Origin of the sequence: Catenuloplanes sp. NPDC051500 (genome assembly GCF_044454585.1) — a bacterium.
Classification (GTDB): Bacteria; Actinomycetota; Actinomycetes; order Mycobacteriales; family Micromonosporaceae; genus Catenuloplanes.
The window spans coordinates 187,009-210,179 of sequence record NZ_JBITDX010000009.1; the positions used below are offsets into that span (position 1 = coordinate 187,009).

Below are 23,171 nucleotides of genomic sequence, written 5' to 3' on the forward strand. Positions count from 1 at the left end.
GGTGCTGTGCGGACCCGCCCAGCCACCGTCAGCGACGCCAGCGTGCTCGCCGACATCCACGTGCGCACCTGGCGGGACACCTACCGCGGCTTCGTCCCCGACGAGTACCTGCGGGCCCTCGACCCGGTCCGCTGGCGCCCGTTCTGGCAGGACCGGCTGCGCGGCCAGGAGCACCCGTCCGGCACGGACCAGGCGTCACAGTTCGGCACGGATGGAGCAAACCAGGCCGCACCGTCCGGAACGCTCGTGCTCATTCAGGTCAACGGCGGCAAACCGATCGGGTTCGTCTCCTACGGCCCGTCGCGCACGGGTTCGCCGTCCGGCGCCGGGGAGATCTACGCGATCTACGTGCTGCCGCAGCATCAGGGCGGCGGCGGGGGACGGATGCTGATGGCCGCCGCACTGGACGCGCTCGCCGCGGCCGGCTTCGACCGGGCCACGCTCTGGGTGCTGGACGGCAACGCACGCGCCCGGCGCTTCTACGAGCACGGCGGCTGGCGGCCGGACGGAGCGGTGCAACGCGACGAGACCCGCGGCTTCCCGCTGGACGAGGTGCGTTACGCCAGAGCGCTGTAACTCCCGCCGGAATTAACGTATATCGCGTGGTGGGGCTTGCCGCAAGACCCGGGTCCCGGCGCAGAATCGTCGACCGTGACTGATGTCCTCATCGTCGGCGGTGGGCCGACCGGGTTGCTGCTCGCCGCCGAGCTGCGCCTGCACAACGTGCACGTCGTGGTGCTGGAACGGGAGGCCGCGCGCCCGCCCTACGTGCGGTCGCTCGGACTGCACGTGCGCAGCATCGAGCTCCTCGACCAGCGCGGCCTGCTGGAACCGTTCCTCGCGCTCGGGCAGCAGCACCGGATGGCCGGCTTCGCCGGGATCATGAAGCCGTGGCCGGCACACCTGGACACCGCACACGGGTACGTGCTGGGAATCCCGCAGACCGTCACGGAACGTCTGCTCGAGGAGCATGCCACCGCGGCCGGCGCGGCGATCCGGCGCGGGCGAACCGTGACCGGCCTCCGCCAGGACGACGACGGCGTGACCGCGGAACTGGCCGGCGGCGAACGGCTCCGGGGCCGCTACCTGGTCGGCTGCGACGGCGGCCGGAGCACGGTCCGGAAGCTGCTCGGCATCCCGTTCCCCGGCGAGCCGAACCGGATCGACACGCTCATCGGCGAGATGGAGGCGACCGCGGCACCTGAGGAGATCGCGGCCGTGGTGGCGGAGGCGCGGAAGACGACGCTTCGCTTCGGTCTGATGCCGCTCGGCGACGGCGTGTACCGCGCGCTCACCCCGGCCGCGGGCGTCGCCGAGGACCGGGCCACCCCGCCGACAATCGACGAGTTCCGGGCGCAACTCGTCGCGGTGGGCGGGACCGACTTCGGCGTGCACTCGCCGCGCTGGCTCTCCCGGTTCGGCGACGCGACCCGGCTTGCGGACAGCTATCGGGCGGGACGCGCGTTCCTGGCCGGCGACGCCGCGCACATCCACCCGCCGACCGGCGGGCAAGGGCTCAACCTCGGGCTCCAGGACGCGTTCAACCTCGGCTGGAAGCTGGCCGCGGCGGTCGGCGGCCGGGCGCCGGCCGATCTGCTTGACACCTATCAGGCGGAGCGGCGCCCGGTCGCGGCCGACGTGCTCGACAACACGCGCGCGCAGATGGCGCTGATGTCCACCGAGCCGGGTCCGCGGGCGGTGAGCCGGCTGCTGTCCGAGCTGATGGACATCGAGGAGGTGACCCGCCTGCTCACCGAGAAGATCACCGCGATCGGGCTTCGGTACGACTTCGGGGCGGACGACAACGCGCTTGTCGGCCGCCGTCTGCGCGATCTGCCGCTGAAGCAGGGCCGCCTCTATGCGCTGATGCGTGCTGGCCGCGGCCTGCTGCTGGACGGCACCGGCCGGCTGTCGGCCGACGCGTGGTCCGCCCAGGTCGACCGCGTCGCCGACGCCCCCGCGGACATCGGCGAGGCGGTTCTGCTCCGCCCGGACGGCCACATCGCCTGGATCGGCGCGGACCAGGCGGAGCTGGAGACCGCCCTGTCCCGCTGGTTCGGCGCGGCCCACCACACCGGTCCCGGGCGGCCCGCCGGGTCGGACCCGAACACGCCCCAGGCGCTGTCCACGGACCCGGGCTAGCGTGCCGGTTCCGCGCAGCCCGGCCCGACCGCCCGGCCGTCCTCGATCCGGTATTCCGCCACCTCGCCCAGGTCGTATTCTCGCAGCTCCGCCACAGTGACGGGGGTCCGGCCGTGCGCGGTCGTATACGCCAGGATCGCGAAATCGACGGCCCGGCACTCGCCCTGCGCCGCTGCCACCGCCGCACGTTGCCGGTAGTCGTTCATCAGCGCCGGAACGTCCGCCGCTGCCAGGCCGGACACCCCCGCGCCCCCGGCGATCGTCATGGACACGAACAGCCTCGTGATCGCCCGCATCTCGCCGACCCGCTTTCCGCAACACCGTCACCCACCGTGGGCTCGGACCGGAGCCTATGGCGACGAACCGCTGAGAGAATCCGCAGGTCAGAAAGCCGATAGCGGCTTTTGCTTGAGGCGCGGCCGACCACGGAACGTGCAGGGAGGAGCGCCAGCGACGACCGCAGCCCGCGGGAGCGTGCGGGCCGGACCACCCGCAGAGCGGGAAGATGTCCTTGATCGTGAACTCAGAGGTCCCACTCCGCGCGCAGCGCGCCGAACACCTGGTGGAACTCGGGGAACGTCTTCTTCACGCACGCCGGATCGTCAAGCGTGATCTTCGGGGCGCGCAGCGACGCGACCGAGAAGCTCATCGCGATCCGGTGGTCGCGGCGGGTGCCGATCTCCGCCGGCGCGGGCACGCCCGGGTGGATCTCGATCCAGTCCTCGCCGGTCTCGACGCGGATGCCCTGGCGGCGCAGGTTGTCCGCGCACGCGTCGAGCCGGTCGCACTCCTTGACCCGCGTGTTGTAGACGTCCTCGATGCGCACCGGCCCGTCCGCGAACGGCGCGATCGCGGCGAGCGTCGGCATGGTGTCCGAGATGTCGCGCATGTTGGTGGTGATGCCGGTCAGCCGGCCGGTGCCGCGGACGGTGGTGGCGTCCGCGCCGATCGTGACCTCCGCGCCCATCCGGCCCAGCACCTCGACGAACCCGAGGTCGCCCTGGAGTGCGCCGGCGCCGAGCCCGGGCACGGTGACCTCGCGGCCGGTGAGCGCGGCCGCGGCGAAGAAGTAGCTTGCGGTCGACGCGTCCGGCTCGATCGCGTAGCTGGTGGCCTTGTAGCCGCCCGGCGGGACGTGAAGCGTGGCGCCGTCCCGGACCACTGTCACGCCGAACCGGCGCATCATGGCGAGAGTGATCTCCACGTAGGGCGCGCTGACCAGGCCGGTGACCGTGATGGTGAGGCCCTCGCGGGTGAGCGGCGCGGTCAGCAGCATCGCGGTGAGGAACTGCGAGGACAGGCTCGCGTCAAGTTCGAGGTCGCCGCCCTTGATGCCGTCCGCGACCACTGTGAGCGGCAGGTGGCCGTCCTCGCCGGTGTGCCGGACGTCGACGCCGAGCGCACGCAGCGCGGCGGTGAGCGGCGCGACCGGGCGGCGGCGCATCTGCGCGGACGCGTCGAACCGGAACGTGCCGGTCCCGGCCGCGACCAGGCCGGGCAGGAAACGGGCGGCGGTGGCGGCGTCGCGGCAGAACACGTCCGCGTCGTCGCGCGCCGGTCCGGCCGGCCGGCCGGTGATGGTCCAGTCCTCGCCGCCGCGCCGGACGTCGTAGCCGAGCACTGTCAGCCCGTTCGCGAACGCCTCGGTGTCGTCGGAGAGCAGGGGACGGCGCAGCACCGTGTCGCCGTCCGCCGCGGCCGCCAGGAACAGCGCCCGCGCGGTGATCGACTTCGACCCCGGAATCGCCACCACAGACACGGAATTACCCCCTGCGCTCGTGAACCCACTCGTCACAGATGGTATCGGTCGGGGAGAGGCACGCTGACGGACTCACTGCCCGTCCCGCCGGTCGGGAGTCCCACCACAAACGAGCATGCGGGGGTACGGAGAGGAGCCCCGCGCGGACGGCGACGTCCACGCGGGGCCCGGTAGATCTAGCGCTTCTTCGCGTCGCGCGAGTCGCCGCCGGAGCTGAGACCCTTGTCGAGTCCGGCCCGCTTCAACGCGTCCGCCAGGGCGGAGTTGCCGAAGTCCGGGCGGGCGCCGTGGCCGCCGCCGGACCTGTTGTCCCGGCCACCGCCGCCACCGCCGCCACGCCGGTCCTGGCCGCCACGCTCACCGCCACGGCCGCCACCGGCACCCTGACCGGCGCGTTCGCCACCACGGCCACCGCCGCCGCTCTGACCGCCACGGCCGCCGGGACCGCTGCCCTGACCGGCACGCTCGCCGCGGCCACCCGCGCCGCCGCCCTGCCCGGCGCGCTGACCGCCGCCACCGGCCCCGCCACTGCCGGCACTGCCCGGCGCTCCGGTCTGGGCGCGCGGACCACGCTGCGGCCGTTCTCCACGAGGCGGCCGCTCGCCGCGCGGCGCACCACCGCCCGCGGTCTCCGGCTCGTCGTCAAGCCGCAGCGTGAGCGAGATGCGCTTGCGCGGGATGTCCACGTCGAGCACCTTGACCGTGACGATGTCACCCGGCTTGACCACCTCGCGCGGGTCCTTGACGAACGTCTTGGACAGCGCGGACACGTGGACCAGTCCGTCCTGGTGCACGCCGACGTCGACGAACGCGCCGAACGCGGCCACGTTCGTCACGACGCCCTCGAGCTTCATGCCGGGGACCAGGTCGGAGAGCTTCTCCACGCCGTCCGCGAACGCGGCCGTCTTGAACGCGGGTCGCGGGTCCCGGCCCGGCTTCTCCAGCTCCTTGATGATGTCGGTGACCGTGGGCAGACCGAACGTCTCGTCCACGAACTGCTGCGGGGCCAGCCGGCTGAGCGCGCTGCCGTTGCCGATCAGCGTCTTCAGGTCACCGCCGGCCGCGTCCACGATCCGGCGGACCACCGGGTACGCCTCCGGGTGCACGCCCGACGCGTCGAGCGGGTCGTCGCCGGCCGGGATGCGCAGGAAGCCCGCGCACTGCTCGAACGCCTTCGGCCCGAGGCGCGGCACCTGCTTCAGCGCGCTGCGGGACCGGAACGGCCCGTTCGCGTCGCGGTGCATCACGATGTTCTCCGCGAGGCCGGCGCCGATGCCGGAGACCCGGGTGAGCAGCGGGGCGGACGCGGTGTTCACGTCCACGCCGACGCCGTTCACACAGTCCTCGACGACCGCGTCGAGTGAGCGGGAGAGCTTCACCTCGGACAGGTCGTGCTGGTACTGCCCGACGCCGATCGAGCGCGGGTCGATCTTCACCAGCTCGGCGAGGGGGTCCTGGAGGCGGCGGGCGATGGAGACCGCGCCGCGCAGCGACACGTCAAGGCCCGGCAGCTCCTCGGACGCGTACGCCGAGGCGGAGTAGACGGACGCGCCCGCCTCGGACACCACGATCTTGGTGAGCGGCAGCGCCGGGAACGCCTTGATCAGGTCGCCGGCCAGCTTGTCCGTCTCCCGGGACGCGGTGCCGTTGCCGATCGCGATCAGCTCGACCTTGTGCTTCTCGGCCAGCACCGCGAGCGTGGCGAGCGACTCGTCCCACTTCTTCCGCGGCTCGTGCGGGTAGATCGTGGCGGTGTCGACGACCTTGCCGGTGGCGTCCACGACCGCGACCTTCACGCCGGTACGCAGACCCGGGTCGAGACCCATTGTCACGCGGGTGCCGGCCGGCGCGGCGAGCAGCAGGTCACGCAGGTTGGCCGCGAAGACGCGGACCGCCTCCTCCTCCGCCTCCTGCCACAGCCGGGACCGCAGGTTGATCTCCAGGTGCACAAGGATGCGGGTGCGCCAGGCCCACCGTACGGTGTCCTTGAGCCAGCGGTCGCCCGGCCGCCCCTGGTCCTCGATGCCGAAGCGCGCCGCGATGGCCTGCTCGTACGTGGTCGGGCCCTCGGTCTCGGTCGCGTCGGGGGAGAGCGAGACCTCGAGCACCTCCTCCTTCTCGCCGCGGAACAGCGCGAGGATGCGGTGCGACGGCAGCTTGGTCAGCGGCTCGGAGAAGTCGAAGTAGTCCTTGAACTTCGCGCCGGCCTCCTCCTTGCCCTCGCGGACCTTGGAGCCGATCACGCCGCGCGCCCAGACCTGCTCGCGAAGCGTGCCGATCAGGTCCGCGTCCTCGGCGAAGCGCTCGACAAGGATCGCGCGGGCGCCGTCAAGCGCGGCCTGCGCCGTGGCCACGCCCTTGTCCTCGGACACGTAGGCCGCGGCCTCACCGGCCGGGTCCCGCGTCGGGTCGCCGATCAGCAGGTCGGCGAGGGGCTGCAGGCCGGCCTCGCGGGCGATCTGCGCCTTGGTCCGCCGCTTCGGCTTGAACGGCAGGTAGATGTCCTCCAGCCGCGCCTTCGAATCGGACGCGAGGATCTGCGCCTGCAGCTCCTCGGTCAGCTTGCCCTGGCCGTGGATCGACTCGAGGATCGCGGCGCGCCGCTCCTCCAACTCGCGCAGGTACCGCAGGCGCTCCTCGAGCGTGCGAAGCTGCGCGTCGTCGAGCGTGCCGGTCACCTCCTTGCGGTACCGCGCGATGAACGGCACGGTCGAGCCGCCGTCCAGCAGGCCGACCGCGGCGGCCACCTGGGCCTCGCGCACGCCGAGCTCCTCGGCGATGCGCTGGTTGATGGCGCCGGCGCTCGCGGCGACGAACGCCGCGGTGGTCGCCGTCGGCGTCACCGCCGCGGGCTCGGCCGCCGCGAGCACCTCGGGCTGCGCCTCGGGCAGGGGCAGTGCAGGGTCCACAGACGTTGTCACGGCCGCCATTCTGCCCGCACCCACCGACACTTGTCGCGGCACCCCGCTCCGCCCGGCGGGTCGCACCGGGCCACCCCGGGGGCGCCCCCGCACCCCGATCCCGCCGCGTGCGTGGTGGTCACGCGGCGTCGTTCTTCTAGATCAAGATCTCTCGCGGGTACGCGGTGAGGAGCCCTTCCCCGGCGCCGGGCCGATCCCGATGTTGATCAACAGGCTGTTAGCGTGGCGGAATGGCCGACTCCGAGGACCCCCGCGCACAGCGCCTGTCCGGCGCCGGGCCCGCGCCGGGTGATCTCGCCTCCTCGCCGTTCCGTGCGGACCGCGACCGGATCGTCACCTCGACGTTCTTCGCCCGGCTGGCCGGCGTCACGCAGGTGATCAGCCCGGGCGGCTCCGGCCTGCTCGTGCACAACCGGCTCACGCACAGCCTCAAGGTCGCCCAGGTCGGCCGCGCGATCGCGGAACGGCTGCTGGCGCACCCGGAGCATCAGGCGCTGCTGGACAAGCTCGGCGGCTGCGACCCGGACGTGGTCGAGGCCGCGTCGCTTGCGCACGACCTCGGCCACCCGCCGTTCGGCCACCTCGGCGAGCGGGTGCTGGACCGGCTGGCCCGGGAGCGGCTCGGACTCTCCGACGGGTTCGAGGGCAACGCGCAGTCGTACCGCATCGTCACCAGCACCGAGATCCGCGGCGAGGCCCGGGGCCAGACGATCATCGGCCTGGACCTGACCGCCGCGGTCCGGGCCGCGCTGCTGAAGTACCCGTGGACCCGGCGCGGCTATCCGGACCCGCACCCGTCGACGCTCGACCCGGCGCCGCGCGGCGCGAAGGCCCCGGCCGCCGAGCCGGAGAGCGGGTCGTCGAAGTTCAGCGCGTACAGCACTGAGGTCCGCGACCTGCGCCAGGCGCGGGCGCCGTTCGAGGGCCGGATCGCGGACTGGCAGCAGACCGCCGAGGCGTCGATCATGGACACCGCGGACGACATCGCGTACGCGATCCACGACGTCGAGGACTTCTACCGCGTCGGCGTGCTCCGGCAGGGCGAGGTCGCGGCCGAGCTGTCCGCCTGGCAGCGGCACGCGGGCGAACTGGCCATCGAGTCGGACGAGGCGCTTGAGCTGCACGCCCGCCGGCCCGGCCGGTCGATCGAGCGGTTGCGCCGTACCCTCCATCGCAAGGACGCCTGGGTCAGCGACGACGAGGCGTTCGGCACCGCTGTCGCGCACGTGCGCCGCGAACTTGTCGACGGCCTGCTCTCCGCGCCGTTCGACGGCTCGGTCGAGGCCGAACACGCGGTCTCCCGGTTCTCCGACACGTGGACGCGCGGCCTTGTCGACGCGATCACCGTGACCGAGCGCCCGTCGCTGCGGTCCGGGCACGTGTTGCTGTCGCCCGTGCAGTGGCACGAGGTGCAGGTTCTCAAGTTCGTGCACCACCGCTTCGTGCTGGAGCGCCCGGACCTCGCGTTGCACCAGCGCGGCCAGGCCCGGCTGCTCGGCACGCTGGTCGAGGCGCTGCTCTCCTGGCTTGAGGACCCGGACGAGGTCACCCGCCTGCCCCGCCGCCTGCACGACCTTGTCGAACTGGCCCACGCCGAACTGGACCCGGCCACGCCGCGCCGTGCCGCGCTGGCCCGCGGCCGCGCGATCGTCGACTTCGTCGCGTCGCTCACCGACCGCCAGGCCGTAGCCATGCTCGACGCGCTCTCCGGCCGCTCGGGTCAACTGTGGACGGACGCGTTCGTGCTCTGACCGGCGGCGTCTCCGGGCGGCGGAGAACGGGGTGTCGCACCGAAGATCATTTCGGTAGCGTGCGCGCGTGCAATCACCCACCCCCGATCCCGCCGCGCGGCCACAGCCGTCCGCCGGCGACCCCACGGCGCAGTCCTGCCAGCCCGGCCAGGCCGTACCGGACGCCACCGACCAGCGGCCGGCGCCCGCCGCCGGCGATGCCCCGCCGCAGCCGGGCATCTCGATCCAGCCGGCCAAGGCCGCCGCACCCACCGCCGCGCCGACCAGCGCCCCCGATGCGGCCACCGGGCCGCCGATGGGGACGCACCCGCAGCCCGGCCCGCCGAAGTTCGCCGGGCCGCTGCGTGGGCCGCGGCCGGCCACGGTGAATGTCGCGCTGATCATCCAGTATGTGGTGGTCGGGCTGCTTGTCGTGTTCGCTGGCTGGGCGCTGTGGGAGGGGATCGCCTACAACAACCTGATCACCGATGCCGCGAGTGTCGGCGGCGCCTCGCAGACGGACGCGGCGGCCGAGCGGCTGTCGAACTGGACGTTCACCGCGGTGGCCGTGTCGCTGCTCATCCTGCTGGCCGGGTGGCTGCTCACCACCATGCTGCTGCTCGCCCGCGGCCTGACCGTGGCCCGCATCCTCAACCTGGTCGGGCTCGGCACACCGATCGTCATGATCGCGCTGCTCCTCTGCGCCACGGGCGCGTTGAGCACGATCGTGTTCACCCCGTTCGGCACGGGTGACGACTACTCAAGCGCTGATCCGTATGCGGCGGACCCGTTCGGCGAGGACTTCGAGGGCGGGCTGCCGTCGCCGGACAGCTACTACCACGAGGACGCGTTCTACTCGCGGCTCTACGATCTGGTCGGCGAGCGGAACACACTCGTTCCCGATGTGGCTCTGCCGGTGCTGTCGATCACCGCGCTGTTCCTTGCGGTCGCCGCGTTCGTGCTGCTCGTGGTGCCGACCACGCACCGCTGGTTCAGCCCGGCGGACGCCCGCCCGCGCCCGCAGCGCTTGACGCCATCGCCCGCGTTCACCGGTTACGGCCCCCTGCCACAGCACCTGCTGTACCAGGCGCACCCGTTCCCGCCGATGCCGCACCAGCCGTTCCCACCGCACCAGCCGTTCCCACCGCACCAGCCGTTCCCGCCACAGCAGCCGTTCCCACCTCACCAGTACCCGCACCGGCCGCACCAGGGCAACTTCCCACCGCAATAGATCAGAAGCATTCGGGGGTACGGGGTGAGCGCGCGCTCACCCCGTACCCCCGATGCGTGTTGTTCCTAGTTCGTCAGCTCGCGGAGCAGCGCGTCGAGCGCGACGTAGGACTGCTGCGCCCCGTCGGCCATGCCGGACTCGACCATCCCGTCGCGGTCCGCCTTCGTGTCGAAGCGGGACGTGGTGGTCACCGTGGTGCGGCCGTTCTCCTCCGTGAGCTCGAGCGAGTCGGTGACGACGTGGCCGGGCATGCCCTCGAACTCGAACGTCTGCACCAGCCGGGACGGCTCCTCGATCTCCAGGAACTCGCCATGGAACGCGTAGGCGTTGCCGTCGTCCGCGTGCTCCACGAACCTGTACTTCCCGCCGACCCGGAAGTCGATCTCGACGTCCAGCGGGTGGCCGCGGCCCCACCACTTGCGCAGGTGCTCCGCCTGGGTCTGGCAGGCCCAGACAAGTGTGCGCGGCGCGTCCAGGACCCGGGTCATGACGATCTCGGTGTCGGACAGTGTGGTCACGCTGAGCTGCTCGGTCATTGCTCTGTCTCCCTCTGTTGCAGGTCGCTGAGGTAGGTGTCGAGGCTTGCGTAGCGCTCGTCCCAGAAGCGGCGGTACTGCTCCATCCAGTCCGCCACCTCGCGCAACGGCGCCGGGTCGAGCCGGCAGGGCCGCCACTGCGCGTCCCGGCCGCGGGTTATCAGGCCGGCGCGTTCAAGAACCTTGAGGTGCTTGGAGATCGCCTGCAGGCTGACCGGGAACGGCGCGGCCAGGTCGTTGACGGTCGCCTCGCCCTCGGTGAGCCGGGTCAGGATCGCCCGGCGGGTCGGATCCGCAAGCGCCCCGAACACCTCGCTGAGCCGGTCGTCAGTCGTCATCGTTCCCAACCATTCGGTTAATCAACCACTGCGTTGACTATATTCGCGCTGTCAACCCTCGGGTTGAATGCGCTGGCCAAGCCGCCGTCAGCCCGGCTCACCACCGTGTGCGGATGCGGCCCGCCGCTAATCGGCTCGCCGCGGACGGACGCCTGGATCATCATCGTCGGATGACCGAGGAGATCTGGCGGCGCGCCGTCGCGCACGTCGCCGCGTCGGCCGCCGGGCCGCCGCTCACGCCGGGCCTGACCATCACGCTGCACTTCCATCCGGACCGGCCGACCGTGTCCGGGCAGCCGATCCTCGCCGCGATGCGGCGGGACAACCGGTACCGCTCCCAGTTCGAGACCGGGACCGGGAACGGCGGGCTCACCGCGCACCCCGGCGGCGACAGGTGGCGGTGGGAGAGCCGGCTGTTCGGTGGTGTTTACGACGACGCCGGGCCGGAGCACCGGCCGGTCTACGGCTCGCTCAACCATCTCGGCAGCCCGGCCGGCGGGTCGCCGCGCTTCGGTTCGTCGTACTTCCGGCTCGCGCCGCACGTGCTTGACCGGGTCACGTTCTGCTACCCGGACAGCTTCGCCGATCCTGCGGACTTCGGCGTGCGCGAGCGGATGGGGCTCGTCGCGCTGCTCGAGGCGACCCCCTCGGAGGATCCGCTGAACGACTACGTCGAGGCGCACGTGCACGGCCCGGTGCTGCTCGACCGGGACGTGGACGCGCTCGTGCTCGACCCGAGCTTCGCCGGCACCGCGGTGGAGGAGGCGGCCCGCGCGCTGCCCTGCCCGCTGGAGTGGCATCCCGGGTTCCGCGCCACTGTGGACGCGCTGGAACCGGGATACCGGCCGGACGCGGGCCGGGACTGCGCCCGCCGGCTCGCCCGGGACGGCGTGCTGGTCCCGCGCCTGATCGGTACGGCCGACGACGACCCGCAGCTGCTCAAGTGGGCCTGGCACTATCTGGCCCGGTTCGGATCTCCTACAGTTTCCATAGGGATAGGAGGTCGTTGAGGAACGGTACGGACCGGGCTACCAGGGGGCGAACCACATGACTGTCGCAATCATCGGCGCGGGCGCGAGCGGCATCCTCACCGCCCGTGCACTGCGCCGCCGATGTCCGGGCGTGGACCTGATCATGGTCGACGACCGGGCGCCCGGCGGCGTCGCCTACCGTGGCCCGGAGCCCTGGCACCTGCTCAACTCGCGCGCCTGCGTGATGGGGGCGGACGACGCGCGCGGCTTCGCCGACTGGGCCGGCCTGGACGGGGACGCGTACGCACCACGGCGGCTGTTCGGTGACTACCTGCGCGCGGTCCTGGCGGAGACGCCCGTCGACCTGCGGGCCGGGCGTGCGATCCGGATCAGCCGAGGGCCTGGCGGCCTGACGATCCACCTCGCCGACGGGCTGCCGATCCGTGCCGATCACGTGGTGCTCGCGCTCGGGCCGCCCCGGACCGCGGTGCCCGCGTTCGTCGACGGACATCCCGAGCTGGTTCCGGACCCGTGGCTGCCGGGCGCGCTCGACGTGATCGACCCGGACCGGCCGGTGGTCGTCGCCGGCACCGGGCTCACCGCTGTCGACACCGCGCTCACGCTGCTGCGACGCGGCCGGAGTGCGCCGATCACGCTTGTCTCCCGGCACGGGCTGCTGCCGCGCGACCACGTGGAGCCCCGCGACGAGCCCGCCACCGAGGCCGTCGGCGCGCTGGTGGCCCGATCCGGGTCGCTGCGCTCACTCGTCCGGGGGATCCGGGAGATCGCGGACCGGCACCCGGGCGGCTGGCGCCCGGTGGTGGAGGCGGTGCGCCCGCACGCGAACCCGCTCTGGCTCGCGGCCGGCGACGCGGACCGGGAGCGGTTCCTGCGGCACTGCGCGCGGCACTGGGACGTGCACCGGCACCGGATGGCCGCGCCGGTGGCGGCGGAGATCCGCGCACACCTGCGGAACGGCGCGCTCCTGGTGCGTACCCCCGCAGATGTTGACCTTGAAAGTGTGCAGGTGGTGAACGCGACCGGGCCGGGGCGGCTGCCGCACGCGGCGGACCCGCTGACAGGTGCGCTGCTCGCTGACGGGCTGGCGCGCGTCGGGCCCTTCGGGCTCGGACTTGACGTGGGGCCGGACGGGCGCGCGACCGGCGGGCCGCTGTGGGTGATCGGGCCGCTGCGGCGCGGGCGACTCTGGGAGACCACAGCGGTGCCGGAACTCCGCGAGCAGGCGCTCGCGCTCGCCGAAACGCTCGGCGCGGCATACAGGTCGAATGTTGCGGCCTGATTCCGGCTAGTTTGTGGGAATGACTGATGCGGCGACGATGCGCTCCCGGGCGGAACAGATTGCCGAGGAGATGTTCCTGCCGGCGGCGGCCGAGGTGGACCGGGCCGGGCGGGTGCCCCAGTCGCACCTGGACATGCTCAAGCGGTTCGGCTTCTACGGCGTCGCCGCCCCGGCGGAGCTCGGCGGCCTCGGCATGGAGGACATGGCCACGGCCGGCTACCTGCTTGAGGTGCTGGCCAGCGGCGACCTGACCACCACGCTTGTCTGGATGCAGCACCACGGCGTCGTGCTCGGCACCGCGGCCAGCCGCACGCCCGGCCTGCGCGACACCTGGCTGCGCAGGCTCGCGTCAGGTGACGTGCGCGGCGGCGTGGCGCTCGCCGGGCTGCGGCCGGGCGGCGAGGGGATGCGCGCACGGCGGGTCGACAGCGGCTACGTGCTCGACGGCGAGGTGCCGTGGGTAAGCGGCTGGGACATGATCGACGTGGTCCAGGTCGGCGCGCGCGACGAGAGCGGCGCCGCCTGCTTCTTCCTGATCGACGCGGTCCCGTCCGGCACACTGACCGGAACCGTGCAGGACCTCGCCGCGCTGCGGGCCAGCCGGACCGCGGTGCTGCGCTTCTCCGAGCACCTGGTCCCGGCGGACCGGCTGATGCACGCGCTGCCGATGGACGCGTGGACCAGGGCGGAGGCGCCCGGGTCCGCCCTCAACGGCTTCCTGGCGCTCGGCGTGGCCCGCCGCTGCCTCGCGCTGCTCGGCCCGTCGTCGCTTGACAAGGAGCTCGACTCGGCCCGCGCCGGCCTGCTCGCCGCCGACCCGGAGCGGACGCCCGCGGCCCGCGCGGTCGCCTCCGAACTGGCGCTGCGCGCGGCGACCGCGCTGATCGTGCACCAGGGCTCGACGGCCGTACTTCGCGGCGGCCACCCGGAGCGGCTGCTGCGCGAGGCGGGAATGCTGCTCGTCTACGGCACGCGGCCGCTCATCCGCGACGAACTCCTGTCCCGGTTCTCGGTTACTACAGAGTGACGATCGGGTCGTGCAGCGGCAGCGCCCCGCTCGTGAACCCGGCAAGCGCGTCGCCGCCGATCACCCGGCCCGGGTCCTTCTCCCGGGCGGCCCGCGCGGCCAGCCGCTCACGCGGAATGCGATCCGCGGCCGGGCTGCCGACAAGCACCGTATTGCCGAACCGCCGCCCGCTCAGCATGCCGGCCGCGGCCATCACACACACGTCCGGAAGCACCGCGGCGAGCGTCGCGGTAAGCACCCGGGTGCGGGCCAGCGGCGGGCTGTCCACCACGTTCACCGCGAGGAGGCCGCCGGGCCGCAGCGCCCGCCGCGCCTCCCGCACGAACCCGGTGCTGGAGATGCTGCGCGGCATGACGGCGGCCTGATAGACATCCGCCACGATCAGGTCGAACGTCTGGTCGGGCAGGCCCTCCAGGGTCTCGCGCGCATCGCCGAGCAGCATGGTCACGCCCGCGTCGTCGGCCAGCGGCAACCGATCCCAAATCAGCGCCATCAACAGCTCGTCCCGGTCCACCACTGTCTGCGCCGACCCCGGCCGGGTCGCCGCAACGTACCGCGGCAGGCTCAGCGCGCCCCCGCCCAGGTGCAACACGCTCAGCGGCGCACCCGGAGCCGCCGCCAGGTCGACCACCGTGACAAGCCGCTGCATGTAGTCGAACTTCATCCGCGTCGGGTCACCGAGGTCGACCCACGACTGCGGCACATCGTCCACCGTGAGCGTCCACGCGCCCGGCACAGTCGGATCGGGCGACAACTGCGCCCGGCCGAACCCGGTCGGCATGGTAATCCCCGCGGCGGGATCAGGCAGATTCACGCACCCAAACTACGCCGACACCAAAGGGCCGGCACGCTTGCCGGCCCTTTCGGTCACGGTCGTTACTTCGACGGCTCGGGCGCCTCACAGTTGAGCTTCGGGTTCAGCCCGACATAGTTCAGCGGCCCCGCCACGATCGTCACCGCAGTCGTGGACACCTCCGCACAGTTGTCCGCGTCATTCGCGAAATATCCCCGCTGCCCCGCCGCCAAGGCCCCGATGATGAGCCAAACGATGATGACGACCGCTCCGATGCGCACGGAAATCCTCCTATATCGAGCGTTGGGCATTCCCGCCCGCACGCTGCCTGCCGTGTGGTAGTGACCCCCTTCTACCCACCCGCGCTTCGCGCTACACGAACGTGAGAACCGGGCTTTCCCGCTCTGCGCATGGTGCTGCCCGCACGCTCCCGCGGGCACCGCTCGGCCCCCAGGGGGCCTCCCTTCCACTCCCGTCGCCGCTCCCGCCGCACCCCCAAATCCGCCCGGTGCCGGAGAGCAGCGGCAGCCATTCCGACCCCCCGGCGGCTCACCCCGTCGCGAGTACGCGCTGGACACCGCTTACCTGCTCGGCGTCGGGGTTGAGTCTCGGACGCTCCGCGTCGGATGCCGCGTACTGGGTGTTCGGCGTCGGGGTTGAGCCGCGAACGCTCCGCGCCCGACATTTCGGCAGGCCCGGCTTTGGGGATTCCGCGCCCGAAATTTCGCCATATAGGTGCTGCTGCCGCTCGCTACCCCTGACCGCCCCAGAGGCCAGTAGACGCATTGAAGATCCTTGCGATTCTGGTGGCCCTTTGAAGGCACCCGAATGGGCCACCAGAGTCGCAAGGATCTTGATTCCCGCCAGATGGACACCCGATCCCCGGATCTTGCCTCGCACGGCCCGGCCGTTGCCCTACCCGCCCACCCTTGATCTTGTGTTAAGTGCGCAGCACACACAGGTGACCGCCTGGCTGCCCCGTCTGCCATCGACCCGCCCCACGGGGAGCAGATCATCGGCAGGGCCGCCACCGACGGACAGATACCAACACTGCGAACCGCGACCAACAGCGCGCGCCCACCCACGGGCCGGAGCCCGGCGAACTCAGCGTGACCAGCAGACTCGCGAGAACCGATCAAGCCGCTGCCAACACCACTCAGCCTGGCGGCCCTGCCGATGATCTGCTCGGCTCTGCCCGGGTCGATGGCAGACGGGGCAGACAGGCCACACGAAACCCAGCCACCCCGGGTCGGAAGGCGAAGCCGCAATGCTCTTTCGGCTGCCCCGGAGCCGGAGCGCTCCTCCCGGAGGGCCGCCGGAGGCGAGACCGCACCCACCATCACCCAGACCTCCTCTGATGATCTTCGATGTCGGCCGAGCGCCGCAGACGATTGCGAAGCGCCCGCGCACAGCAATTAGCCCAGCCTCCTAGGACGACTCACGCGACGTGCGCCACGCGACGTGCGCCACGCGACGTGCGCCACGCGACGTGCGCCACGCGACGTGCGCCACGCGACGATCAGTCCAAGCGTTTGTGGAAGTGGTGTTTGCCGACGCCGCCGGGCATGTCCGGCGTGTAGCCGACCTCGCGGTATCCGTGGCGCACGTAGAACTCCGGCGCATGGAACGACATCGTGGCGACCACCACCCGGTCACAGCCGCGGCGCCGGATCTCCTCCTCGGCCGCGATCAGGAGCCGGCTGCCGAGCCCACGCCCGCGGTGCTCCGGTGCTAGCCACAGTGAGTTGATACCGCCGCATCCGCCCCAGGTGTAGCCGGTGATGCCGCCGATCAGCGCGCCGTCGTCGCCGGTAAGGCGGATCGCCAAGTTGCGGTGGTCGTCGGCGCCGACCGCGGCGTCGTTTATCGCGTCGAGTTCGTCGGAGAGCCGCTTCTCGAGGTCCGGATCGTCATCGGTGAGGCTGAACATGTGAGTGAGTCTCGGCCAGCGTCACCGGCCGCGCATCCGGATTAGGCGGTGCCGGCCCGCGCGAACTGGCGGTGCCGACCCGCGAACGGCGGTGCCGACCCGCGAACGGCGGTGCCGACCCGCGAACGGCGGTGCCGACCCGCGTTAACCGTCGGTGAGCCGGGTGACCGCGGCCTCCAGCAGTGGCCGGATCGCGTTCGCCTCGGCGCGCAGTACGCCCATCGCCGTCGTCTCGGGCAGGTGGCCGGCGCGGATCTCGTCCTCCACGGCGCCGGCCAGCACCGCGAGCCCGTCCGCGCCGATGTTCGAGGCGGAGCCGCGCAGCGCGTGGGCGGCGACGCGGGCCGCGCCCGGGTCGGCGGCGGCGAGTTCGGCCTCCAGCAGGTCGAGCATCATCGGGGCCTTGCGCAGGAATGATTCGAGCAGCCGGACCATCAGCGCGCGTTCCGCCGGGGACGGCTCCGGGCCGGCGATGTCGTGCAGCCGGTCGCGCAGCGCGGTCTCCCGGTCGGCGTCGGCGGGCGGGGTCATGACGGCTGCCGCCAGTGGGACGCGAGGTCGGCCGGGATGACCGCGAGGACCGGCTCCGCGATCTGGGCGATGTGGCGGAAGTTCATCAGCCGTTCCAGAAGCAGGTCGGTCACGCGGGTGCCGCGGCCGATCAGGACGAGCCCGTTGGCGGCTGTCACGTTCTCCGCCATCCGCATGCCGACTTCCAGTTCGGCGAGCGCCATCGCCCGTACCGTGTCGGGGATTGCGGTGATGCCTTTGATGCGGCGGAGCGCCGCGAGCGCGTCCGGGCGGTGGCGCGCGTCCGGCTGCTGTTCGAGGGCTCGGAGCGCGGCCTCGCCGGAGACGCCGCGGGCGGTGTGGTTCTCGAAGTCGCGGGCGGCACGGATGACGCCGACCGCGAGCGGGACAAGTGGGGGCGCGTCGGGGTCGGGTGGGGAGGTGAGGCCGCGGATGATCGCGATGACGTCGTCGAGGTTGGGTACGTCCGCCAGCAGCCGGACCGCGACGTCCGGCATCGCGTCGACCATGCGCTGTTCGTGTGGGGCGAGCGGGATGCCGGCGTCCATCTTCTCGAGCACCGCGGGCGGGAGCGCGACCGCGCCGAGCTGGGAGCACATGGCCGCGACCTCGATCTCCCACAGGTTGTCCAGGCCGAGGTCGTGGCAGATCGCGGTGACCAGCTCGCGGATCCGGCCGGCGCGGGCGAAGGCGGCGGGGTTGGCGAGTTCGAGGCAGCCGAACAGGGCTTGGAGGCTGGCGCGGAGCGTCTTGTCGAGGACGGCGCGTTCCGCTACCGCGATCCGGTGGTGTTCGGCCGCGTCGCCGACCGTGGTGCGCAGTTCGCCTGTGGGGCAGGGTTTGGTGAGGAAGCGGTAGACGCCGCCGTCGTTGATCGCGGCGATCGCGTGGGAGACGTCGGCCTGCGCGGTGAGCAGTACGCGGGTGGTGTCGGGGTGGCGCAGCCGCATCTCGCCGAGCAGCTGCGCGCCGGACATGTCCGGCATGAGCATGTCGGAGACGATGACCGCGATGTCGTCCTGCGTGGCGAGCAGCGCCAGCGCGTCCCGGCCGTTCATCGCGGTGTGCGTGCGGAAGTCGCCGCGCAGTTGGAGCGTGAGCGTGTCGAGCACAGCCTCGTCGTCGTCGACGAGCAGCACTGAGGGGTGGTCGGCCATCGGAACCTCCTGCTCGCCCCATCGGATCGGGCAGCGCGGGCTTTAGGACTCCCGGCGCATCGCGACCCGGGGCCACCGGTCCAGGCCGTGCGCCTTCTCACGGGCGCGGAGCGCGGCGAGCCCTGGCGTCAGCGAGGAGGCCGGGACGACTGTGAAGCCGAGCCGGGCGTAGTAGGGCGCGTTCCACGGCACGTCCGCGAAGGTGGTCAGCGTGGTGGTGCGGGCGCCCCAGCCGCGGCCCCACGTGGCGCAGACGTCGATGAGCGCGGCGCCGATCCCATGGCCCGCATGCGCGGGATGCACGGAGACCTGCTCGACGTGCGCGGCATCGTCAACCCGGTCGGCCAGCAGGTAGGCGACCGGCTCACCCCCGGCAGGCGGGTAGGTGAGGGGCTCACCCACGGCCACCCAGGCCCGCCCGTCCCGCTGGTAGACAGCCAGCTCGTCCAGGGAGAAGGGCTCGTCGGCTGCGATCTCCGGCATGCCGACGTCCGCGAAGCAGGCGCCGGCCGCGCGTTCGATAGGCGCGAGGAGGGGCAGGTCGTCGGCGGTGGCGAGCCGGAGCTGGTGCGACATCGGCTCAGACTAGGGAAAAGCTTTCGGGGGTACGAGCGAGTTCGCCCGTACCCCCGAATGGGTTGCGTGGATCAGTTGACCGGCCAGGAGAATTCGGCGACGCGGGACGCGGCGATCTCCACGGTGCCGGCCTGCTCGGCCTCGCCGCGCCAGACGGCGTAACGGCCGGCGGGCAGGCTCGGGTACACCGCGCAGTAGAGCTTGCCCTGGTTGACCAGGCGCTCGCGGACCGCGACGTGGGTGCGCTGTGCCGGGATCAGGTCCAGCGGGCTGATCTCGATCTCCAGGCCCTGCTGCTCCGGCCCGGTGTAGATGACAAGCGCGCCGGTGTCCCGCCCGATGTCGAGCATCACGCTGCCGGTCTCGGAGGTGCCGTAGTTGTGGTGGTGGTGGTGAGTGTGCATCGCGACGCTCCTTAAAGGACGGTCAGGACGGGTTGTTAAAGCCGTCGTAGGGCAGGCCCAGGTACGGGAAGTGGCCCAGGAACCCCGCGGAGACGTCCTTCGCCGTGATGCCCTGCTCCAGCAGGCCTGTCGCCTCGTCCGGCTTGAAGTCCTTGTCGATCAGCGGGAACGTGGCGCCCGCGACCGCGCGCAGTGCGATGCCGACCACGTCGTCCTCGGGGCGGCGGCCGTTGGGCCAGCCGGCCGCGTCGCCGGCGACCAGTCCGAACGCGTTGGGCTTAGCGGTCGGCGGGATCGCGGTGTTCAGGCGCAGCATGTCGGACTGGGTCTCGCCGGTGAAGTTCGTGAAGCCTTCGATGATGCCCTCGGGGATGCCGGTGAGCAGGATCGCGAGCAGGTCGGCGCGCTCGGTCTTGTCCGCGACGAGCTTCTCCAGGTTCGGGAAGACGTCCGGGTAGAGGACCGGGAGGAGGCCGGCGAGTTCGGGCTGGGCGACGAACTCGGCGAACTGCTTGTCCTCGGCCGGCTCCAGCGCGTTGAACTTGTCCTTCTGCGCCATCGGCACGATGACCTCGTTGAACAGCGGGTTGCCGAGCCGGGAGACCTGCACGGTCGGGCCGAGGTCGAGGTCGTCGCCGTTCTTGCCGTGCAGCACCCGGACCTGGCGGCGGCTGGCGGTGGTCCACACGCCGATGGTCGCCGCGCCCTCGGTGTACTTGTACTTCTTGCCGTCCTTGGTGACCGAGGTGAGCGGCAGCTGGAGCGCGATGCTGTGCACGTTCGTCTTGTCCAGCGCGTTCACGCCGTCGCCGGGCGCGTCGAAGATGTTCTTGCCGGTGAGGTGCAGGTTCTGGAACGGGCGCAGCGTGCCGAGGTCGAAGATGGCGCCGAGGTCGACGAAGAAGCCGTCCGCGCGCTGGCCGGCGAAGACGCGCGCGCCGCTCTCCAGCTTGTAGACCGCGTCCTTGGCGAGCTTGCCGTAGTCGGGTGTGGACGACGGGCCGATGTTGCACGGCGGGCAGGGGATGTCCTTGCCGACGATGGTGGCCTTGCCGTGCATGTCGACGCAGGTGACCGTGTAGAACTGCTTGCGGTTCCAGTCCTTGTCGTCGAGCGTCTCGATCGGTCCCGTGTTGTAGAGGAACGTCCGGTCGTTGGTGATCTCGGTCCGGAACCGGAATTGGTACGTGATGTCGGCCTTGGAGTCGCCGTTGTTGTCGATGTGAATCTCGTAGAGCACGTCGTCGCCGAACTCGAAGAAGTTCGGGCCACCGGACGGGACCTGGAGCGGCAGGTAGTTCGCGATAATCGTCACGGTGTCCGGCTTGTCCGGGCTGACGAACGCGTAAAGGTCGGTGCTGTCGGCAACCGGGTCTTTCGAGATCTCGGGGGCCTCGCGGTGCGAAGACATGCTGTTTACCTCTTCGAAGTCGGGAGAGTGGTGAGCGAGGGGGAGTTACTTCTTCTTGGACGCCTTGACCAGGTCGGACGCGAGGCCCTTGTCCTTGATCTGGACGACGCGGTCACCGACGAAGATGGCAAGCTCGCCGTTCTTGGCGTTGACGACCTGGACCACGATCGCGTCACCGTTGTCGGAGCCGTTCTCCCGCGCGGCTGCGAATCCGGCGACGGCGGCGGTACCGATTCCGACGGTGGCGGTGCCGGCGCCGATCAGCACCTTGCGGCGGGAGAAAGCGAATCGAGGCATCGTCAGATCCTTAGGTTCCGCCGCCGCGGTAAAGGCGGCGGGTGGGTGTTTTAGCGAGGCGCCCAGGAGTACGCGTGCGGGCGGCTGGATGGTTCGACAGTTTTCGGGGAGATCCACATTTGTACAGCTCACGCACAGTTGTGACCTGGATCACAAGAATCCTGGGGGTGAACGGACCCATCCACGCCGCTCGCGGCTCCGGATACTCCTGCGCCGGAGTCTCTGTCACACCCTTGTTGCGGCGGGAGCCTCGGTCTACCCGTGCGGGGGGCGGCATGGCAAGGTAACCGGGGTGGAGCAGTTTGTAGTCAGCCCGTGCGCGTGTTGCGGATATCGAACCGGCGGCGGTACGTGCCCGGTGTGTTTCTGGACAGAAGACGGATCGACCGACCAGGACGCGAAGGTCGTCAAGGGTGGTCCGAACGGGGATCTCAGCCTCGACGAGGCGCGCCTGAACTTCGCCATCTACGGCGCGAGCCATCGGCGGTACGAGGACGTGGTGCGCAAGCCACGCGAGGACGAGTTGCCCTGACATCAGACGTGGTGGCCTCCCTCACCGGGAGGCCACAGTGGACGTGAGCCGGGGTTAACCCGGGTTTCTCGCCGGAGAAACCCATCCGATATAGGTGAGCGTCGAAGATTCCGGGTATGGCCGCCCTCTCGGTCCCGCGCTTCTACGATCTCGTCACCGCCGACGGCACCCCGTACCACCGGATCGCCCGCATGCCCGAGCCCGGCCTCGTCACGTCGACGGTCGTGCAGACGTGCGTGCGCTACGACGAGGCGGCCCGCTGCCGGTTCTGCGCGATCGAGGACCTGCCCGGCACGGTGCCGGTGAAACGCCCTGGCCAGCTGGCCGAGGTGGTGCGGGCGGCCGTCCGGCTGGATGGTGCTCGTGGCGTCTCGCTCACCACCGGCACCACTTCCGGCCCGGACCGCGGCGCCCGTTACCTGGCCCGTTGCGTGCGGGCGATCCGTACCGAGGTCGGGCCGGCGCTGCCGATCCAGGTGACCTGCGAGCCGCCGGCCGACCTGTCCGCGCTCGGGCTGCTGCGCGAGGCCGGCGCCACCGCGATCGGCATGAACGTCGAGTCGCTCGACGACCGGCTGCGACGCCGCTGGCTGCCCGGCAAGGCCCGGGTCCCGCTCGCCCAGTACGAGGCCGCCTGGGAGCACGCGGTTCGTGTCTTCGGCCGCAACCGCGTCTCCACCTGCCTGCTGATCGGGCTCGGCGAACGCCCGGAGGTGCTGATCCAGGGCGCGGAGCGGCTGATCGGGCGCGGCATCCACCCGTTCGTCGTGCCGCTGCGGCCGACGCCCGGCACGCTCGCCCACCGTGACGGCCTGGCCGGCCCGCCGCCGGACGTGGTGGCGCTGATCACCGCCGTGGTGGACGGGCTGCTGGCCGAGCACGATCTGGCCGGGGGCGCCTGCACGCCTCGCCGGGCGGCCGCGGCAGGCCTCGGTTTCTAGCCCGGCAGGCGGGGTATGCGCGGCTCATGACATTGCGCGCCGTCGTCCTCGGCTGTTCCCTCCGTTCCTCCGCCGGTGAGTCCGGCCAGTCCAGCTCCGAACTGCTCGGCCGCGAGGTGCTCGCCGCGCTCGCCGACCACGACGTCGAGGGCGTGGTGATCCGGGTCGCGGACCACGACGTCAAGTTCGGCGTGAGCACCGACGAGGGGGACGGCGACGAGTGGCCGGCCATCCGCGCAGCGATCCTCGACGCGCAGATCCTGGTCATCGCCACGCCGATCTGGATGGGCCAGCCGTCAAGCGTGTGCAAGGTCGTGCTTGAGCGCCTGGACGCGGAGTTGTCCGAGACCGACGATCAAGGGCGGATGCTGACGTTCGGCAAGGTCGCTGCCGTCGCGGTGGTCGGCAACGAGGACGGCGCCCACCACGTCGTCGCGGAGGTGTTGCAGGCGCTCAACGACGTCGGCTTCACTGCCGCGGCGGCCGGGTCCACGTACTGGGTCGGCGAGGCGATGGGCAAGCTCGACTACAAGGACGCGGGGCCGCGGCCGGACACCACAGGCAGCGCCACCAAGACGCTCGCCGCCAACACCGCGCACCTCGCCCACCTGCTCGCCGCGAACCCCTACCCTCCGGTGGGATGA

Annotated in this window: 24 protein-coding genes; 10 read left to right on the forward strand and 14 right to left on the reverse strand. The window is 71.7% G+C overall.

The annotated features are described in order from the left end of the window. Positions 1–6: 6 nt before the first annotated feature. Positions 7–576, forward strand: coding sequence for a GNAT family N-acetyltransferase (locus ACIA8K_RS20185; protein WP_396061201.1), 570 nt, complete (start codon positions 7–9; stop codon positions 574–576). A 75-nt stretch (positions 577–651) separates the two neighbouring features. Continuing rightward, positions 652–2,142, forward strand: coding sequence for a rifampin monooxygenase (gene rox, locus ACIA8K_RS20190; RefSeq protein WP_396061203.1), 1,491 nt, complete (start codon positions 652–654; stop codon positions 2,140–2,142). Here rox and ACIA8K_RS20195 read toward each other — a convergent pair. The 3 genes from ACIA8K_RS20195 to ACIA8K_RS20205 form a co-directional block, all read right to left on the reverse strand. Continuing rightward, positions 2,139–2,408, reverse strand: coding sequence for a hypothetical protein (locus tag ACIA8K_RS20195; protein ID WP_396061206.1), 270 nt, complete (start codon positions 2,406–2,408; stop codon positions 2,139–2,141). The genes rox and ACIA8K_RS20195 overlap by 4 nt on opposite strands. Before the next feature lie 257 nt (positions 2,409–2,665). Further along, complete coding sequence (gene aroA / locus ACIA8K_RS20200; RefSeq protein WP_396061209.1) at positions 2,666–3,892, reverse strand: 3-phosphoshikimate 1-carboxyvinyltransferase; 1,227 nt, start codon at positions 3,890–3,892, stop codon at positions 2,666–2,668. A 185-nt stretch (positions 3,893–4,077) separates the two neighbouring features. Beyond that, positions 4,078–6,744 (reverse strand): Tex family protein, encoded by a 2,667-nt coding sequence (locus tag ACIA8K_RS20205; protein ID WP_396061625.1) that lies wholly within the window; start codon positions 6,742–6,744, stop codon positions 4,078–4,080. A gap of 308 nt (positions 6,745–7,052) precedes the next feature. Between ACIA8K_RS20205 and ACIA8K_RS20210 the strand changes: the two genes are divergently transcribed. Together ACIA8K_RS20210 and ACIA8K_RS20215 are read left to right on the forward strand one after the other, a co-directional pair. After that, positions 7,053–8,573, forward strand: a complete 1,521-nt coding sequence (locus tag ACIA8K_RS20210) for a deoxyguanosinetriphosphate triphosphohydrolase family protein (RefSeq protein ID WP_396061212.1) — start codon at positions 7,053–7,055, stop codon at positions 8,571–8,573. A gap of 67 nt (positions 8,574–8,640) precedes the next feature. Further along, positions 8,641–9,783: a hypothetical protein gene (locus tag ACIA8K_RS20215; protein WP_396061215.1), complete on the forward strand. Its 1,143-nt coding sequence runs from the start codon at positions 8,641–8,643 to the stop codon at positions 9,781–9,783. Positions 9,784–9,848: 65 nt separating this feature from the next. Here the strand turns inward: ACIA8K_RS20215 and ACIA8K_RS20220 are convergent, their stop codons facing one another. Beyond that, positions 9,849–10,319, reverse strand: coding sequence for an SRPBCC family protein (locus ACIA8K_RS20220; protein WP_396061218.1), 471 nt, complete (start codon positions 10,317–10,319; stop codon positions 9,849–9,851). Continuing rightward, positions 10,316–10,657 (reverse strand): ArsR/SmtB family transcription factor, encoded by a 342-nt coding sequence (locus ACIA8K_RS20225; RefSeq protein WP_396061221.1) that lies wholly within the window; start codon positions 10,655–10,657, stop codon positions 10,316–10,318. Before ACIA8K_RS20225 ends, ACIA8K_RS20220 begins: the two co-directional genes overlap by 4 nt. A gap of 170 nt (positions 10,658–10,827) precedes the next feature. Here ACIA8K_RS20225 and ACIA8K_RS20230 point away from each other — a divergent pair, with 170 nt between their 5' ends. The 3 genes from ACIA8K_RS20230 to ACIA8K_RS20240 are packed head-to-tail and all read left to right on the forward strand — an operon-like array spanning position 10,828 to position 13,955. Further along, positions 10,828–11,667, forward strand: a complete 840-nt coding sequence (locus ACIA8K_RS20230; RefSeq protein ID WP_396061224.1) for a DUF3626 domain-containing protein — start codon at positions 10,828–10,830, stop codon at positions 11,665–11,667. A gap of 37 nt (positions 11,668–11,704) precedes the next feature. Beyond that, a complete protein-coding gene (locus ACIA8K_RS20235; protein WP_396061227.1) occupies positions 11,705–12,928 on the forward strand; it encodes an FAD/NAD(P)-binding protein in 1,224 nt (407 codons plus the stop codon). Between the two features lie 19 nt (positions 12,929–12,947). Then, a complete protein-coding gene (locus ACIA8K_RS20240; RefSeq protein ID WP_396061230.1) occupies positions 12,948–13,955 on the forward strand; it encodes an acyl-CoA dehydrogenase family protein in 1,008 nt (335 codons plus the stop codon). Here the strand turns inward: ACIA8K_RS20240 and ACIA8K_RS20245 are convergent. The 9 genes from ACIA8K_RS20245 to ACIA8K_RS20285 form a co-directional block, all read right to left on the reverse strand. After that, on the reverse strand, positions 13,945–14,736 hold the full coding sequence (locus tag ACIA8K_RS20245) for a spermidine synthase (RefSeq protein WP_396061232.1): 792 nt from the start codon (positions 14,734–14,736) through the stop codon (positions 13,945–13,947). The two genes, ACIA8K_RS20240 and ACIA8K_RS20245, sit on opposite strands and share 11 nt — an antisense overlap. A 95-nt stretch (positions 14,737–14,831) precedes the next feature. After that, a complete protein-coding gene (locus ACIA8K_RS20250) occupies positions 14,832–15,029 on the reverse strand; it encodes a hypothetical protein (RefSeq protein ID WP_396061235.1) in 198 nt (65 codons plus the stop codon). 1,238 nt (positions 15,030–16,267) lie between these two features. Then, on the reverse strand, positions 16,268–16,678 hold the full coding sequence (locus tag ACIA8K_RS20255) for a GNAT family N-acetyltransferase (protein ID WP_396061238.1): 411 nt from the start codon (positions 16,676–16,678) through the stop codon (positions 16,268–16,270). 144 nt (positions 16,679–16,822) lie between these two features. Further along, positions 16,823–17,209, reverse strand: coding sequence for an Hpt domain-containing protein (locus ACIA8K_RS20260; RefSeq protein WP_396061240.1), 387 nt, complete (start codon positions 17,207–17,209; stop codon positions 16,823–16,825). Continuing rightward, positions 17,206–18,366, reverse strand: a complete 1,161-nt coding sequence (locus ACIA8K_RS20265) for a response regulator (protein ID WP_396061242.1) — start codon at positions 18,364–18,366, stop codon at positions 17,206–17,208. Before ACIA8K_RS20265 ends, ACIA8K_RS20260 begins: the two co-directional genes overlap by 4 nt. A gap of 42 nt (positions 18,367–18,408) precedes the next feature. Further along, positions 18,409–18,942 carry a GNAT family N-acetyltransferase gene (locus ACIA8K_RS20270; protein WP_396061244.1) on the reverse strand — a complete coding sequence of 178 codons (534 nt, stop codon included), beginning with the start codon at positions 18,940–18,942 and terminating at the stop codon, positions 18,409–18,411. Positions 18,943–19,013: 71 nt separating this feature from the next. After that, on the reverse strand, positions 19,014–19,346 hold the full coding sequence (locus ACIA8K_RS20275) for a phospholipase (RefSeq protein ID WP_396061246.1): 333 nt from the start codon (positions 19,344–19,346) through the stop codon (positions 19,014–19,016). A gap of 22 nt (positions 19,347–19,368) precedes the next feature. After that, positions 19,369–20,757 (reverse strand): DUF4331 domain-containing protein, encoded by a 1,389-nt coding sequence (locus ACIA8K_RS20280; protein WP_396061248.1) that lies wholly within the window; start codon positions 20,755–20,757, stop codon positions 19,369–19,371. Between the two features lie 45 nt (positions 20,758–20,802). Then, complete coding sequence (locus ACIA8K_RS20285) at positions 20,803–21,054, reverse strand: hypothetical protein (protein WP_396061251.1); 252 nt, start codon at positions 21,052–21,054, stop codon at positions 20,803–20,805. 88 nt (positions 21,055–21,142) lie between these two features. Between ACIA8K_RS20285 and ACIA8K_RS20290 the strand changes: the two genes are divergently transcribed. The 3 genes from ACIA8K_RS20290 to ACIA8K_RS20300 all read left to right on the forward strand — a co-directional run bounded on the left by ACIA8K_RS20290 (position 21,143) and on the right by ACIA8K_RS20300 (position 23,171). Next, positions 21,143–21,586: a CPCC family cysteine-rich protein gene (locus ACIA8K_RS20290; protein ID WP_396061253.1), complete on the forward strand. Its 444-nt coding sequence runs from the start codon at positions 21,143–21,145 to the stop codon at positions 21,584–21,586. A 116-nt stretch (positions 21,587–21,702) separates the two neighbouring features. Then, entirely contained in the window at positions 21,703–22,527 is an 825-nt protein-coding gene (locus ACIA8K_RS20295; protein ID WP_396061255.1) for an MSMEG_0568 family radical SAM protein, read from the forward strand. A 26-nt stretch (positions 22,528–22,553) separates the two neighbouring features. Next, positions 22,554–23,171 (forward strand): flavodoxin family protein, encoded by a 618-nt coding sequence (locus ACIA8K_RS20300; protein ID WP_396061258.1) that lies wholly within the window; start codon positions 22,554–22,556, stop codon positions 23,169–23,171.